General features: G+C 65.0%; 11 protein-coding genes. 4 read left to right on the top strand and 7 right to left on the bottom strand.

Going from position 1 to position 14,176, the window contains the following annotated elements; all coding sequences use genetic code 11:
- Positions 1-2: 2 nt before the first annotated feature.
- The 3 genes from Pan44_RS15415 to Pan44_RS15405 form a co-directional block, all read right to left on the bottom strand.
- Positions 3-2,024: a glycosyltransferase gene (locus Pan44_RS15415; RefSeq protein ID WP_145030908.1), complete on the bottom strand. Its 2,022-nt coding sequence runs from the start codon at positions 2,022-2,024 to the stop codon at positions 3-5.
- The gene (locus Pan44_RS15410; protein ID WP_145030907.1) at positions 2,021-3,139 is read right to left on the bottom strand and encodes a glycosyltransferase family 4 protein; all 1,119 of its coding nucleotides are present in this window, start codon (positions 3,137-3,139) and stop codon (positions 2,021-2,023) included. The genes Pan44_RS15415 and Pan44_RS15410 overlap by 4 nt, the downstream gene beginning before the upstream one ends.
- Positions 3,140-3,258: 119 nt before the next feature.
- Complete coding sequence (locus Pan44_RS15405) at positions 3,259-4,095, bottom strand: sulfotransferase domain-containing protein (RefSeq protein WP_145030906.1); 837 nt, start codon at positions 4,093-4,095, stop codon at positions 3,259-3,261.
- A 163-nt stretch (positions 4,096-4,258) separates the two neighbouring features.
- On the opposite strand from Pan44_RS15405, the gene Pan44_RS15400 reads away from it, so the two are divergent.
- Complete coding sequence (locus Pan44_RS15400; RefSeq protein ID WP_145030905.1) at positions 4,259-4,573, top strand: MazG nucleotide pyrophosphohydrolase domain-containing protein; 315 nt, start codon at positions 4,259-4,261, stop codon at positions 4,571-4,573.
- Positions 4,574-4,575: 2 nt separating this feature from the next.
- Here Pan44_RS15400 and Pan44_RS15395 read toward each other — a convergent pair whose 3' ends face one another.
- Positions 4,576-6,033 (bottom strand): transcription antitermination factor NusB, encoded by a 1,458-nt coding sequence (locus tag Pan44_RS15395; RefSeq protein WP_145030904.1) that lies wholly within the window; start codon positions 6,031-6,033, stop codon positions 4,576-4,578.
- Complete coding sequence (gene aroA, locus Pan44_RS15390) at positions 6,030-7,334, bottom strand: 3-phosphoshikimate 1-carboxyvinyltransferase (RefSeq protein ID WP_145030903.1); 1,305 nt, start codon at positions 7,332-7,334, stop codon at positions 6,030-6,032. The genes Pan44_RS15395 and aroA overlap by 4 nt, the downstream gene beginning before the upstream one ends.
- A 1,245-nt stretch (positions 7,335-8,579) precedes the next feature.
- On the opposite strand from aroA, the gene surE reads away from it, so the two are divergent.
- From surE to Pan44_RS15375, 3 genes are read left to right on the top strand one after another with little or no spacing between them, the layout of a single operon-like run.
- Positions 8,580-9,362 (top strand): 5'/3'-nucleotidase SurE, encoded by a 783-nt coding sequence (gene surE, locus Pan44_RS15385; protein WP_231754064.1) that lies wholly within the window; start codon positions 8,580-8,582, stop codon positions 9,360-9,362.
- Between the two features lie 57 nt (positions 9,363-9,419).
- Positions 9,420-10,568, top strand: a complete 1,149-nt coding sequence (locus Pan44_RS15380) for a M20 family metallopeptidase (protein ID WP_145030901.1) — start codon at positions 9,420-9,422, stop codon at positions 10,566-10,568.
- Positions 10,561-11,880: an MFS transporter gene (locus Pan44_RS15375; RefSeq protein WP_145030900.1), complete on the top strand. Its 1,320-nt coding sequence runs from the start codon at positions 10,561-10,563 to the stop codon at positions 11,878-11,880. Before Pan44_RS15380 ends, Pan44_RS15375 begins: the two co-directional genes overlap by 8 nt.
- Here the strand turns inward: Pan44_RS15375 and Pan44_RS15370 are convergent, their stop codons facing one another.
- Entirely contained in the window at positions 11,881-13,011 is a 1,131-nt protein-coding gene (locus Pan44_RS15370) for a prepilin peptidase (protein WP_145030899.1), read from the bottom strand.
- Positions 13,004-14,143 carry a serine hydrolase domain-containing protein gene (locus tag Pan44_RS15365; RefSeq protein ID WP_145030898.1) on the bottom strand — a complete coding sequence of 380 codons (1,140 nt, stop codon included), beginning with the start codon at positions 14,141-14,143 and terminating at the stop codon, positions 13,004-13,006. Before Pan44_RS15365 ends, Pan44_RS15370 begins: the two co-directional genes overlap by 8 nt.
- Positions 14,144-14,176: the final 33 nt, after the last annotated feature.

Raw genomic sequence — 14,176 nt, 5'->3', positions numbered from 1 at the left:
TTTCAGGCCGCGTGCCGCTGCCCGACGGTTCGCCCGGCTGGCGACGAAGGAATGCTGTTCGTTCGCCCCCGCTGCTTCAGGGCCATCTTCAGCGCCCGCCGAATTCCCCGCAGGCGGATCGTCCCTGTGAGAAGCCGCTGCCACGGAGTCAGGCCGGTTTGGGCGAAGTAACACTGGTACCAGTGCTTCACATCGTCGTCGCGGAATCCCATCCGCTGCATGGAGAAGCGGAGCTGTTCCATATCCTTGATCCAGAAATAGCTCCAGGCCGCCATCGAGCCGGGTCGAATCATCCGCTGGACATCGATCACGCGGGCCGCGAGTCGGCCATCGGTCCGGGGCTCGAAGAAGAGGTGCTGCCAGAAAAGATCCTGATGGGCCAGGCCGGCGAAATGCATCCGCCGAACGAGGTCGGCCGCCGCGGAGATCATTTCGCGTCGGAGCGCAACGACTTCGGACTCGTCAAAGATCCCCTCGTCATGCCAGCGACGCGCGGTGTGAAAACCCGACTCTCCGCGAATCGCCTCCGTCAGCGAGAACGACTCCACCGCGGCACCAGTCTCTTCGCCTGCCTTCTCGAAGCCCGTCGCGAGGACACGCATCGTCGCGACGCCTGATCGTTCGCAGAGGCCGACGGCCTCGGCCTCGTTCCAGCCGGCTGGAACGAACTGGTCGCGAAACAGCCGGGACTTCGTTCGTTCACGGTGGCGTTTGAGATACCCGAATCGCGGGCCGTGCCCGGGCGAGCCAGCTCCCAGTTCGACTCGGCAGTTGTCCCGTCCATTGGTCTCGCGCAGCACGTCGACATTCGACGCCTGCATCACAGCCCGGCAGGACGTCCATCCCATCGACCGCAGCCGGAGCGACATCTGGCGATTCACCAGCATTCGCGTGGTGGACGTTTCCGCTTCCGCGAGCGAGGTTGCCTCGACGAACTGCCAGGGCCAGGCCGAATCGAGAGCCGCATCGCCCGACTCCCGAGCGCCGCAGTCCTTGTAAAACTGCAGAATTCGGGGCGCCACGTGCGACTCTGCGTACGTTGTCGCAAATAAATCACGAAGGTCGCCGGCGCGCCGAGTGCGTTCCTCCGACTGGTCGATCGAGGCCCGCATTGCCGCGGCGAGACTTCCGACGTTCTCCGGTGCGGCGAACCACGCCTGCGAGTCGGTCAGCAGCTGGGACGGCCCCTGGCAGCGCGTGGACACGATCGGCAACCCGCGCGCCATCGCCTCAAGCAGCGAGATTCCGAAAGACTCCGTCCGCGAGGAGAGGACGTAGATGTCGCCGCGATCGAGAAACCGCGAGGTATCGTCGATCCAGCCGGCAAACTCGACGTCGTCGTGAAGGCCGAGTTCATCGCGCAGTTTGAGCAGCGACTCGTGCTCCGGTCCACTGCCTCCGACGATCAACTGTGCGCACTGCCCTTCGAGATGCAGTTGCTTCAGCGCCTTCAGCAGGATGTCGAATCCCTTGACGGTATGCAGACGCCCGCATGTGATGAACTTCACCGGACGGGCGGCCTTCGCCACCGGTTGAGCGCGGAGAGTTTCGATCACCGGCATCCGGGAGAAGTTGGGGATGACCGTCGCCCGCGGTCCGTCGATGCCATTCTTTGCGAGGTATCCGCGCTGGTCTTCGGTCGTTCCGATGAACGCGTCGACCTGCCGGTAATACTTCAGGTTGGCGTAGTTGTGGAGCTTCGCGATGACCGGAACGCCCATGCGCCGTCCGATCGGGCCCGCCAGGTGGGCTGCCCGCGCGAGGTGGACGTGCATGACATCCGGCCCGAATTCGCCAATCGCGTTCTGCATCCGCCGCGCGCCGGCGAAGTCCCAGGCTCCGCGGACCAACACCGGCGACACGCGAATGTTGGCATGAGCCTCGAGGAGGTCGCGTTTCACGAAATCACGGTGACAGACGGCCTGCACCGCGTGCCCGCGGTCGGCCATTGCGAGGGCCGTATCGACGAACGAACGCTCGGCCCCGCCGAACCCCGCGCCGATCATCACCTGGCAGATCCTCATGCCGCGAGCTCGTGATAAAGTTGAATCTCGGCCTCGAGCATCTGGTCGAGGCGGTAGCCATCATGAGGCGGAACGACGAAAGGCCCTTCCTGGAGCAGCATGGTCACGCGATCGCGTAGAGCGATTCGATCGCCCAGCGGCGTCGCCCCCTGCGGGAACACGTCGTGCAGAATCTCGCCAACTCCGCCGTGGTCGTAGCCGACGACGGGAATTCCGATCGAGAGCGCTTCGAGCGTCGTTCGGCCGAAGGACTCGGGCTGCGTGGACAGCGAGAAGACGATGGCCGAGAGGGAGAAGACTTCCCGGATGTCGCGACGGTGCCCGGTGAAGGTCACATGCTCCGACAAGCCGTCATGTTCGACGAGCGCATGGAGTTCCTCGGCATAGGCGGTGCGTCTGGGGTCGACCTCGCCGACGATGAGCCCATGAGCATCGACGCCTGCGGCGCGAACCTCTGCGATGAGGTTGATGAAGTCTTCATGCCCCTTCAGCCGGGTCAACCGGCCGGGGAGCGTCAGGAGGATTTTCCCCTGCGTCTGGGGGAACTCGCGATACCAGGCTTCAAGCCAGGCGTCATCGGGGTGATGGCCGTGGGGGAATTCGTTCGAGTTCCTGCCACGCGGAATCACGCGCAGACGATTCGGGTCGGTATGCGGGAAATTCTTCAGGACGTAGTCGCGGACCGAACCGGAGACGGCAATGACGGCATCGCCGCTCGTCATGATGCTGCTGTATTTTCCGACCCGATACAGGCCGTGGACCGTCGTCACGAATCGCGGTTTCGACTGGTTGGGGAGGGACTTCCAGGCCATCCAGCCGACCCAGGCGGGGACGCGTGACCGCGCATGCAGGATGTCGACGCCTTCTTCCTGGATGAGGCTGCGGAGCTGGGAGACGTAGCGGAACGTCCAGGGCGTTTTGCCGCCGATCGTCCAGGCGATGTGTTCGCTGCCTTCCGCCTCGAGCTTTTCGACAAGCCGTCCGCCGGCCGAAATCACGATCGAGCGGTGACCCCGGCGGACCAGTTCGGAGGCGACCTCGAGGGTGCCCCGCTCTACTCCGCCGCTTTCCAGGGCCGGCAACAATTGAACGACAGTCAGGCGTCGGTCTTCCATGACCTTGAGAACTTCCTTTCGGCCCTCGACGGGTTCCGGAGATTGTCCGGGAACCTGAGCAGCACGCGGGACGCTATGGCAGCAGGTCGATTCGCGTCAACCCGGATCGTCTCCGGGACTTACGCCGCGCGTCGAATCGCCGCAGAGCTCTCGAACCAGTTGTAATCGTAGCCGAAGGAATGTCGCAGATATCGTTCGCAAGTCTCCATGAAGAAGGCGCGGTCCTTCGGGGAATAGCGTGCCAGGGCATCGCCGCCATCTGGCCGGACCACGGTCCCATGCTTCCGAACGCGTTCTTCCTTCGTCTTCATCTGGTCCTTAGTGGACGCGGCGGCGGCCTGCTCGAACACCGACCGCTCGACGGGCGGGAGTTCGAGGAAGTTCCAGACCTTCATCGCCTGGGAGACGACATCTGCCCGCAGGTCTTCAAATCTCAGGACCATCGTCTGCCCCGGCATGCGGCTGCAGACCCGACCCCATGCGTTCAGAAACCGGACGCTGTCCCAGATGTCGCAGTCGAATCGTCGGCCCGTCACGTCACCGCGAAGGTATTCCGAGAACGACATCCGGTAGCGGTCCTTGAACCGCTCGAAATGCGACACCAGCATCGTTCGCAGGTCGCGGACCATGATCACATAACGCGGGAACGCCACGAAGGCGCGACTCGCTGCGGAATGGACGAGCGTGCTGCAGATCTTGTGAGAGAAGACAAGTCGCGGGATACCGGGGATCTGTGTCGGGCAGCGTGGCTCACCGATCAACCTCATGTCGGCGAGGTGCTGGGGCGCGGGGAGATCGTGGTGGATGGCGATCACGGTCCCCAGGAGGTGGCGCATCCAGTGGTTGCCCGACTGGTGCATCGACGCGAAGTATCCGTCGTAGTCGCGGTATCGGAGACAGGAGAGCTTCACGATGTCCCGCGACATCGACCAGCGGTTCTGCAGCTCAGTCCACATCCTGCGTCCTCACGGAGGGAAATGTGTCGGGCGGCGGTCTCAGGCCGCGGGTTTGGTCGCGGCGGGCAATTGACGCGTCGCCGATTCCTGTCACACTTCGCAACGACCGGGCGCAGCCGGACGCTCGATATCATCGCTTCTATCGTCAAAGTCCCCCTGCTCGATGTCGTCAACTTCCTTAACTCTTGATGAACTTCAGCAACTCATCGACCGGATGTATTCGCGCAAGGACCAGGCGCGAGGGGTCGACGGGACGTTCATGTGGCTGATGGAGGAAGTGGGTGAGCTGGCGGCCGCGCTGCGAAGCGGGACGCCTGAGGAGCTTGCGGCAGAATTTGCCGATGTGCTCGCGTGGCTCGCCACGATCGCGAATGTCGCCGGAGTGAATCTGGGCGAAGCGGTCGCGAAGAAATACGGCGCGGGCTGCCCTGGCTGCGGCGAGATGGTCTGCAGCTGCGGCGACGCTGAAAAGCCGTGATCTCAGTTCCGCCGCAGCACGGCGACGAATCCGCCGTCGCCCGGTTCGGAGGGGACTGACTGAAGCTGCGTCGTGGCTGACCACACGGGCTGGCGCGCCAGGAACTGGCGGATGACTCCCTCGTTCTCGAGGGCATCGATGCTGCACGTCGAGTAGACAAGACGCCCATCGCGCTTCACCCGCTCCGCCGCGGCCTCGAGAAGCCGCAGTTGAAGAGCTGGAAGCTCCTGGAAGTCCTCTTCCGTCAGACGCCAGCGTGCTTCGGGGCGCTTGCCGAGGACCCCCATATTGGAACAGGGGGCATCGACCATGGCGGCGTCGAACGGGCCGTCGGGAATGGAGGCCGGGTCGTCCGCCACAAGCTGAGTGGAGATTGCATTCAATCCCAGGCGTGCTGCGGACTGTTCGACCAAGCGCAGCCTTCGCTCCGACAGATCGCAGGCGACGACCGTCCCCTGATCCAGCATCCGCTCGGCCGCGTGCGTGCTTTTGCCGCCGGGCGCCGAACAGAGATCGAGGACCCGCTCTCCCGGACGGGGATCGAGGAGGTCGACGATTCTCATCGCCGACTCATCCTGCACACTGAAATGTCCGTCCTCGAAACCTGGAAGTCGGGCGATGCGGGTCGACTCCGCCAGCCGGATGCTTTCGGGGAGGTCACCGGGCCAGCATTCCGCGCCGATACTCCGGAGCGACTCGATCAGGCGGACGCGGTCGGTCCTCAGGGGATTGATCCTGAGCGACAAGACTCCCGGCGTCGTGAACCAGGCAGCCTGACGGAGCGCGGCGGCCGGATCCCAACCATTCGACCATCGCGCCATCAATTCGCGAGGCATGCTGAAGGCCGTGGCGACGTATCCGACCGGATCGCGCGCGAAATCTGGAAAGACGTTTGCCCCCAACTGCCGGTAAACGATCTCGAGGCATGCGGCCCCTTCCCCTTCGCGCGCCGGGTCGGCAGCGACGATCGGGACTCCCGATGCAGACGGGGCGTCTGCGACGTTCCCGGTGACCAGTCGCTGCAGCGAGCGCAGGACTCCGTTGACCATCCCGCCCCAGCGGCCGTTGATGCGTTTGGCGAGTTCGACCGTTTCGTGGACGGCCGCATGCGGCGGCAGGCCGGGGATCAGGAGCAGCTGGACGACGCCGAGTTGCAGCACCGTCCACAGGTCCCGTTCGACGCTTGCGGGGTCGCGCGAGACGAGTTGGCGGAGGACCGCATCGAGCGTCGCACGACGCCTGAGGACGGTGTAGCTGAGCTCCATCGCGAGGGCGCGATCGGCCGTCGAAAGCGGCCTGCCCTGAAGCCGATCCAGACTGTCGGAGAGATAGAAGCCGGAATCGTCGAATGCCTGGAGGCAGGCGAAGGCGAGTTCGCGGGCGGTCGTTGGCTCGATCGCCCCCCCCGCGGAGGGAGCGGGGGGCCTGCGATCGGGTTCCCGATGGGGCGAACGTGTCATGACTGGCCCCGCCGCGACGCCGCGCAAAGCTGGTCGAGGTCCTGAAAGTACTCGGGATAGGTCTTGGCCGTGCAACCGGGATCGGCAATCCGAACCCCGGAGGCCTTGAGGCCGATCAGGGCGAAACTCATGGCCATACGGTGGTCATCATAGGTGGCGACGGTTGCGGGCGTGACGGGTCCGGGATGAATGACGAGTCCGTCTTCATGCTCATCGGCCCGGACACCGAGGCGCTGCAGTTCGGTCACGACGGCGTGGACGCGGTCGGTCTCCTTGAGCCGCATGTGCGCGACATTCCGGATGCGTGTCGGCCCGTCGGCGAAGACGGCCACGCAGGCGAGCGTCTGGGCGGTGTCGCTGATCGCGTTCATATCGACATCGATGCCCTTGAGCCGGCCGCCGGTGAGGGTGATCGAGTCGGCATCCCAGCGGGCGGTGCAGCCCATGCGAACGAGTGCGTCGACGAAGCCGACATCTCCCTGGAGGGCATTGCGGTTCAGGCCTTCGACCGTCACGGTTCCGCCGGTGACGGCGGCGACGCCGAAGAAATAGCTCGCGGCGGACGCATCGGGCTCGATGGAATAGTGCCTGCCGGTATAGCCGGTGCTCGCGATCAGGAACTGGTTGGGCGAGGGTTCTTCGACGCGGGCGCCGAACTGACGCATCATGTCGAGCGTCATATCGATGTAGGGGCGGGAGACGAGCGGGCCTTCGACGGCGACTTCGATGTCGTGGCCGCAGGCGGGCGCGGCCATGAGCAGCGCGCTCAGGTACTGGCTCGAAAGATTCCCGGAGACGCTCACGCGGCGTGACGACCAACCGGCGGCGTCGATGAGAAGGGGCGGGCAGCCGGTGGCCAGTTCGTACTGAATCTTCGCGCCGCAGCCGATGAGGGCGTCGACCAGCGGGCCAATCGGCCGTTCGCGCATGCGTGCGTTGCCATCGAGCCGAAAACGTCCCTGGCCGAGCGTACACAGAGCGGCCAGAAACCGGATGCTGGTCCCGCTGTTTTCGAGCCAGAGATCGGCGGCGGAGGCACGCGGGCCACCGCCCGCCCCCTCGATGGCCGCCGTTTTTCTCTCAAGATCCTGCTCGACGTTGAGAGACAGGCGTCGAAGGCTCTCCGCCATGACGCGCGTGTCCTGACTGTCGAGCACTCCGGCGAGCGTGGTTGGTCCGTTCGCCAGGGCTGCCAGAATGAACGCCCGGTTCGTGATGCTCTTGGAGCCGGGGGGACGAATGCTCCCGTTCACCGGACCGGCGACCGGCTGGATTTCAACGACTTGGTTCGACGCGGACATAAGAGACCAGAACGTGTGGGAATCCCGCATCATGAAGGATGTCGCCCGAACACGCGACCGTGCCGGAGCGGTTGGCGGAAGATCGCATCCATTCGCCGACTGGCGGTGGCAGAACGTGAAGGCCACCGATTCTTCAGGTCGAAGGAACCCGGTTTTCTGAGTCCCCTCCTCCGGCCTTCGGCCACCTCCTCCCCGCAGCGGAGGTTTTGTTCGGGAGGAGGCCCGGGCGCGGGGAGAAGGATGGGTGGGTTGTCGTTCTTCCAAGGGATTGAGGACATGGCAACCAAGAAGAACGGGGTCGGGGGGCGGTGCGTGTTCCATGCCCTCTTTCCCCGCGCGGAAATTGGGAGGACGGCGGGGGGCTGTTTCGGTCGGCCGTTTCGGGGAGACGGGCGTCCGGGTGAGGTTGTTCGACGGGTTTGTGGTGATGGTATTCATTGTTCCCTCCATCCTTCGGGTGCGGTTGCGCGCGGGTTTGGGGGGCGACATCGGTTTGGATTCGGTCGGGTTAGGCCGGTGCGGATCGCCGTCGAGAACGTGTCTCCGAAGGGCCTGAAAAGCCCGGCTTCTGATGGGGGCTGGGGCCGGGATGGTGGTTGAGGGCGCGGGTTATTGTTGGGTGGAGAAGTCGCGTTCTTGAGCCGATGGTTGATCGACCGGCGGCTAGCGCCTTGCCGCTCACTCCAGGTGGGAGGCGCTGCACTGGGAGGGGCGGGGCCGGGATGGTGGTTGAGGGCGCGGGTTGTTGTTGGGGGGAGAAGTCGCGTTCTTGAGCCGATGGTTGATCGACCGGCGGCTAGCGCCTTGCCGCTCACTCCAGGTGGGAGGCGCTGCACTGGGAGGGGCGGGGCCGGGATGGTGGTTGAGGGCGCGGGTTGTTATTGGGAGGAGGAGCCGCGCTTTTGAGCCGATGGTTGATCGACCGGCGGCTAGCGTCTTGCCGCTCACTCCAGGTGGGAGGCGCTGCGCTGGGAGGGGCGGGGCCGGGATGGTGGTTGAGGGCGCGGGTTGTTGTTGGGGGGAGAAGCCGCGCTTTTGAGCCGATGGTTGATCGACCGGCGGCTAGCGCCTTGCCGCTCACTGCAGGTGGGGGGGCGCTACACTGGGAGAAGCCGGGCATTCGGCCGTTCGGCTGACTTGTTCGGCTTCCCGGAACGCTCCACACTTCTGCGAGTTGCCGAACCGGCGGACCAACGGAGTGTCCGGCGGGTCAAACGGATGGCCTCTGAATGATGGATGGAAGGCGTGTCGAAGCCCCTCAAGATCCTCCTTGCGAATGATGACGGCATTCATGCACCTGGCCTGCGGGCGCTTCAGAAGGAATTGCTGACGCTCGGCGATGTGCAGGTGGTGGCTCCTCTGGTCGAGCAGAGCGGAGTCAGTCACCGAATCACCTACCTGCACCCAATCCTTGTCAAAGAGATTTTCGATGCGGACGGGACGCACTTCGGGTGGGCGGTCGACGGAAGTCCGGCCGACTGCGTGAAGCTGGGGGTGCTGGAGTTCTGCGGCGGGAAACCGGACCTGATCGTCAGCGGAATCAACTCCGGCGCGAACGTGGGGATCAACGTGCTCTATTCGGGGACGGTGGCCGCGGCGATGGAAGGGGCGATCAGTGGGATCACTTCGATCGCGGTTTCGCTGCAACAGGGGGCGATGCCACCGGATTATGCAACGACGGCGCGCGGGGCCGTGGCCCTGATCCGGCAGCTGACCGAGGCGACTCCGGGGCGTCAGACGCTCTGGAGCATCAACTTTCCGGAAACGGCCGAGACGCCGCCGAAGGGAGTCCGGATCTCGTCGATGGGCTTCCGACGCCACGCCGAGACGATCGTCAAACGAACAGATCCCCGGGGCCGTCCGTATTACTGGAGCGGCATCGACCCGCTCAAGAACCACGCGATGGAGCCAGAAACCGACGTGAAAGACCTGAACGAGCGGTATGTCACCGTCACTCCCCTGCACTTCGACCTCACCGAGATGAAGCTGATGCAGGAATTCCGGGGAGCCGAGCTGTCGCTGGAATAGGCGACCGGATTTCCGGACTGGCTGTGACGATTCCGCGCGCACGGTAAGCTCATCACCATGGAAGCCCTCGATTACGCCCGCGACCTGATTTCCTTCGATTCCATCAGCCCAGTTTCCAACTGCGCGGTCACGGACTACGTCGAAGAAAAGCTCAAACGGCTTGGATTTGAGACGGAACGTCTGGAATTCAACGACGCCGCCGGCGTCCGCAAGGCGAGCGTCGTCGGCAAACGGGGCGAGGGAAGCGGGGGAATGGCGTGGTTCGGCCACACGGATGTGGTTCCCGCCGACAGCTGGTCGATCCAGGAACATGGGGCGTTCCAGCCGACGGTGAAAGGGACGCGACTCTACGGGCGGGGAAGCACGGACATGAAGGGCCCGGTCGGCTGCATGCTCGCGGCGGCCGAATTGTGGACGAACACCAGGCATGCCGAGCCGCTGTACATCACGTGCACCGCGGATGAGGAAGTTGGTTTTGGCGGCGCCCGCCAGGTCGCCGCGGAATCGCAACTGTTCCGTGAGATGGCGGAAGGGAACTCGCGCGGCATTATCGGTGAACCGACGTCGCTGGAAGTCGTGCACGCCCATAAAGGGGTGACCGGATTCATCGCGACGGCGCGTGGCCGCGCGGCTCATTCCAGCACGGACAAGGGGCTCAACGCGAACCTCGCGATGATCCCGTTCCTCGTCGAGATGAAGCGGATTCACGATGAGGTGAACGCGAACACGGCGTGGCAGAACGCGGAGTTTTCGCCGCCAAGCCTGAGCTGGAACATCGGAATCAACGACCACACACGGGCCGTGAACATCACGGCCCCGCAATCGGTCTGCACCGTTTACTTCCGGCCGATGCCGGGCATGGACACGGGCCCGCTGGTGGAGCGGGCGCGGAGCGCTGCGGAGATGAATGGCCTGGAATTCCGGGTGACCGTTTCCGGTTCGCCGGTCTACACGCCGGCCAACTCGCCTCTGATCCGGGACGCTCTCGCGCTGGCGGAGCGTGGAACGAGTTCGACCGTGGCCTACGCGACCGACGGCGCGATGTTCGGAGCGATGAAGCAGTTGTGCGTCCTCGGCCCGGGTGACATCGCCCAGGCTCACACGAACGATGAATGGATCGAGCTGGACCAGCTTCGCCTGGGGACCGGCCTGTATGCGCGCATGATCGAAAAGTGGTGCATCCAGGGAACGGGCGCCCATGGATGAGTCCCTTGCCGGACATGCCCCTCACGATCCTTATCTCGCCTTTCGACATCCCGTTTATCGACGCTTCGCCCTGAGCTATGTGCTGGCCGTGATCGGCAGCCAGATCCTGGCGACGGCGGTTCAGTGGGACGTCTATGCCCTGACAGGTTCTCCGCTGGCCCTGGGTTGGCTGGGTGGACTGAACGCCCTGCCACTGGTGCTGCTATCGCTTCCCGCCGGGCACGTTGTCGACGTGATGCCGCGCCGGCGGATCCTGCTGACCACGCAGGCGATTCTGATCACGATTCCGTGGACGATGGCCCTGCTGGTGGACCATGTGCGGGGCGACGCCCGCACGCTGCTGCTGTTCGTTCTGTCCGGGCTCAACGCCGTGACGCTGACCTTCGCCCGCCCTGCGCGGGTCTCGCTGTTGCCGAGCATCATTCCCCGATCTCTGTACGGGAACGCGTTCACGTGGAACAGCAGCCTGTTTGAAACGTCGTCGTGGATGGGGCCGGCCATTACCGGGCTGCTGCTGATTCGCGGCGTGGAGTGGGCGTACTGGAGTTCCGGGATCTGCATGGCGGGATGCATGGCCCTGACACTGGGCCTGCCGAATCCGCCGCCGTCGGAATCGTCCCGTTCGGTGACTTACGAAGCGATGCTCAAGGGGCTGCGTTTCGTGTGGCGGACTCCGCTGCTGATTTCGTCGATGACGCTCGACATGCTGGCGGTGCTGCTGGGGGGCGCCACTTACCTTTTGCCGATGTTCACCAAAGAGATCATCGCGGCCCCGACGAGCGGCGTGATGATTGCTTCCGAGAGCACGCGCTACGGCCTTCTGCGGGCGGCTCCGGCCTTCGGCGCGGCGGCCATGGCCGTGACTCTGGCGCACCTGCCGCTGACGCGGAACACGGGCCGCAAACTGCTGTGGTCGGTTGCCGGATTCGGTGCGGCGACGATTGTGTTCGGTCTGTCGACGAACTTCTGGCTGAGCCTGGCGATGCTCGTGCTGGTGGGAGCGTGCGACAACATCAGCGTCGTCGTCCGAAACACGCTCGTGCAGACGATCACTCCCGACTCGATGCGGGGGCGGGTGTCGGCGGTGAACCAGGTTTTCGTCGGCGCGAGCAACGAGATCGGCGGCCTCGAATCGGGAGTGGCGGCCCGATACCTGGGAGCAGTGGCCGCAGTTGTAGCCGGCGGGGTGGGCTCGATTTTCGTAGTCGCCGGGATCGCGCTGCGCTGGCCCGAACTGCGGCGTCTTCAATCGCTGAGAGAGCTTCAGCCTGCCCCGGTGGACGAACCAAGGCTGGGCGAACCGGCCATCTGACTATTCCGGGTCGGCGGAGGGCGATGCGGGCGGGGGCGGGGGCGGGGGCGGGGGCGGGGGCGGCGATGGTTGAAGAGGCTCCGCTACTTCTGCAACGGATTGCGGCGGCGATTGTGGAGCCGGGGGGGTGTCCCCTGCTCCGCGGCGTTCGCTGAGATCGGCCGTGACGCCGCCGATGGCCCAGCGTCGCCAGCCGAGCATCACGGCCAGCGCGACGACGACGACGGCTGAAACGCCGATCATCAGCCAGAGGTCGCCGAAGACATCGCGCAGGCGGAACTTCGCGAGGCGGGCCTTGGAATTGACCGCCGTTCCCAGGCCGACCTCGAACATCCACAACCAGCGCCAGGTGAACAGAACGACCACTGCTCCAAGTGCGAGAAACGGTCCATAGGGGATGTAGGGACGGCCGGAGAGGGCTTTCGTCGGCAGGCCGATAACGAGGGCGGCGATCGGAGCGATCGCGAACGCGAGCACGGTCGGCTGCCAGCCGAGAAACACCCCGATCATCGCCATGAGCCAAACGTCGCCTTCGCCGAGGGCGGGCTGGCCAAGCACCCAGCCGGAAACGCGCCTCACGACCCAGGCCATGGCGGCGCCGACAGCGGCCCCGGCGAGACTCCAGGCGAGGCCGTGCAGATGGGGAGATGTGCCGAGCCAACTCGGGAGATAGGGCCCGGCGAGCTGCGGAACCTCGGCGTTCCAATCGACCCAGACATGAGCGATCTGAAGGTCGCCGCTGATAAATGCGAGCAGCGGGGCGGCGACCATGCCGGCGATCGGGACGAACAGCGGAATGAAACAGGTCCGCCAGTCGGTCGCGGTGATGGCCGTGAGGAGCACAATCAACCCGGCGTGGAAGACGATCCGGAGACGGTGCCACGCATGCGAGGGGCGAACTTCCGGGATGCCGAGGACATCGTGCGTGATCGCGGAATGGACGAATAGTGCGACACACATTCCACCCGCGATCGCCCAGAGGGCGGCGGCGGGCGTGGAGGGGGATTCGCAGAGTCGGAGGCTGCGTGCGGTCAGGAGGAACGCGGCGATGGCCGAAATCGTCCCCAGGATGGCCGAGAGCACGACCGGGCCGGCGGAATCCCAGAGGGGGACGAACGTCGACTCAAGCATCGTTGCCCAGTCCCAGGTCACGATAGATGGCCGAGTTCAAGTCGCGATTTCTCCGGTTGTGCTGGGCCTCGCCCGGAGCGCCATTGGCGACCCAGGCGACGACGAGTTCATGTTCGGGATCGCAGAAGCCGATCGATGTCTGTGCGCCGCCGTGGCCGAAGGCCTGCGGTGAGGAGTGGCGGCCGAATCCATAGGGAACGGTCTCGGCGCCGTAGTGGTTGGAATCGAGGAGGACGCCGAGGCCGAAATCGACCTGATGCTGGAAGGTGGAGTCGAAGCGGCCTTCGCGGTGACGGGCGGTCATCTGCAAGACTGTTTCGGGCGCGAGGATTCGCGTGCCGTTGAGCGCACCGCCGCGGAGGAGCATTTCGTAGAACAGTGCGAGTTCGTGAACCGGGCCGCGCATCGAGCTTCCGGGGCTGGGAGCGGTCCAGAAGCTTTCGGCCCAGGTGTGAGTGGCCTTGAGGGCGCCTTTGTCGTCTCGGGCGGCGACTTTTCCGATGCGTTCCGCGTTGGCCGCATATTCCGCGGGGGTCATGGCCATCCAAGTGGAGGCCATGCCGATGGGGCGGCAGATGTCGTTCTGGACGATTTCGTGCGGCATGCGTCCGTCGGTGCGTCGGAGGAGTTCACCGAGCACGAACCAGCTGCGCGCGGGGTCGTACGCGGCGTCCTGGCCGACGACGAATCCGTTGCGGACTCCGCGTTCGCAGATGCGTTCGGTGATGGAGGCCCAGGGGGCCTGCGGCCAGCCGACCGGCGCGGGATCGAGCCCGGCGGTATGGGTGAGGAGGTGCTTGAGGGTGATCTCGTGTTTGCCGTTGGCGGCGAACTCGGGGATGACTTCCGCCACGGGGCGATCGAGATTCAGGCGGCCCAGCTCGACCTGACGGAGGATGGCGACGGCTGTCAGCGGTTTGCCGGCCGAGAGCCAGGGCATCAGATGGCCGGTTTCGAGGGGCAGCCCATCTGCCGCTTCGCCGACGGCGAAGTCTGCAAAGGGGGCGCCGCCCCTGCGAATCGAGGCCACGACACCGAAGTGCAGGTTCTGGCGCTTTCCCTTTTCAATGACGGCCAGCGTCAGGGGAAACCTGGCGGCAACTTCTTCAGTCGACAGCAATGCAACGGACATGATCACGCCGGCAAGTCATCCAGATCGACCGCT

The organism is Caulifigura coniformis, from assembly GCF_007745175.1.
In the GTDB taxonomy this organism is placed as follows: Bacteria; Planctomycetota; Planctomycetia; order Planctomycetales; family Planctomycetaceae; genus Caulifigura; species Caulifigura coniformis.
Note: the sequence above shows the minus strand (reverse complement) of the source record. Positions and strands in the feature narration are given on the sequence as shown.

What these genes read in the sequence shown, in the direction of transcription:
- Pan44_RS15370 (WP_145030899.1), bottom strand. Translation starts at nt 13,011, where the DNA reads ATGCTTGAGTCGACGTTCGTCCCCCTCTGGGATTCCGCCGGCCCGGTC.
- Pan44_RS15415 (WP_145030908.1), bottom strand. Translation starts at nt 2,024, where the DNA reads ATGAGGATCTGCCAGGTGATGATCGGCGCGGGGTTCGGCGGGGCCGAG.
- Pan44_RS15365 (WP_145030898.1), bottom strand. Translation starts at nt 14,143, where the DNA reads ATGTCCGTTGCATTGCTGTCGACTGAAGAAGTTGCCGCCAGGTTTCCC.
- Pan44_RS15395 (WP_145030904.1), bottom strand. Translation starts at nt 6,033, where the DNA reads ATGACACGTTCGCCCCATCGGGAACCCGATCGCAGGCCCCCCGCTCCC.
- Pan44_RS15380 (WP_145030901.1), top strand. Translation starts at nt 9,420, where the DNA reads ATGGAAGCCCTCGATTACGCCCGCGACCTGATTTCCTTCGATTCCATC.
- Pan44_RS15375 (WP_145030900.1), top strand. Translation starts at nt 10,561, where the DNA reads ATGGATGAGTCCCTTGCCGGACATGCCCCTCACGATCCTTATCTCGCC.
- Pan44_RS15405 (WP_145030906.1), bottom strand. Translation starts at nt 4,095, where the DNA reads ATGTGGACTGAGCTGCAGAACCGCTGGTCGATGTCGCGGGACATCGTG.
- Pan44_RS15400 (WP_145030905.1), top strand. Translation starts at nt 4,259, where the DNA reads ATGTCGTCAACTTCCTTAACTCTTGATGAACTTCAGCAACTCATCGAC.
- Pan44_RS15410 (WP_145030907.1), bottom strand. Translation starts at nt 3,139, where the DNA reads ATGGAAGACCGACGCCTGACTGTCGTTCAATTGTTGCCGGCCCTGGAA.
- aroA (WP_145030903.1), bottom strand. Translation starts at nt 7,334, where the DNA reads ATGTCCGCGTCGAACCAAGTCGTTGAAATCCAGCCGGTCGCCGGTCCG.